At 74.4% G+C, this 676-nt stretch carries 1 protein-coding gene; it reads left to right on the top strand.

The window, feature by feature from the left end:
- On the top strand, positions 1 to 676 hold a 676-nt coding region (locus Voc01_RS52655), incomplete at both ends, for a beta-ketoacyl synthase N-terminal-like domain-containing protein (RefSeq protein ID WP_203935345.1).

Genomic DNA, 676 nt, shown 5'->3' with positions numbered 1-676 from the left:
TACCACCCCGACCCCGACAACCCCGGCACCAGCTACGCCCGCGAGGGCGGCTTCCTGCACGACGCCGACCGGTTCGACCCGGCGTTCTTCGGCATCAGCCCGCGCGAGGCCGTCGGGACCGACCCGCAGCAGCGCCTGCTGCTGGAGGCCTCGTGGGAGGCGATCGAGCGCGCCGGGATCGACCCGCGGACGCTGCGCGGCAGCCGCACCGGCGTCTACGCGGGTGTGATGTACCACGACTACGCGACGGTGCTGCAGTACTCGGTGGACGTCGTCGAGGGCTCGATCGGCAACGGTGACACGGGAAGCATCGCGTCGGGCCGGGTGTCGTACACGCTCGGCCTGGAGGGGCCCGCGGTGACGATCGACACGGCGTGCTCGTCGTCGCTGGTGGCGCTGCACCTGGCCGTGCAGGCGCTGCAGCGGGGCGAGTGCGACCTGGCGCTGGCCGGTGGCGTGACGGTGATGTCGACGCCGGGGACGTTCGTGGCGTTCTCCCGCCAGCGGGGGCTCGCCGCCGACGGGCGGTGCAAGGCGTTCGCGGGCGCCGCCGACGGCACGGGCTGGGGCGAGGGCGTGGGGATGCTGCTGGTGGAGCGGCTGTCGGACGCGCGGCGCAACGGCCACCCGGTCCTCGCGGTGGTGCGTGGCTCCGCGGTGAACCAGGACGGCGCGT

It is taken from the genome of Virgisporangium ochraceum (assembly GCF_016863655.1).
Lineage (GTDB): Bacteria > Actinomycetota > Actinomycetes > Mycobacteriales > Micromonosporaceae > Virgisporangium > Virgisporangium ochraceum.
Note: the sequence above shows the minus strand (reverse complement) of the source record. Positions and strands in the feature narration are given on the sequence as shown.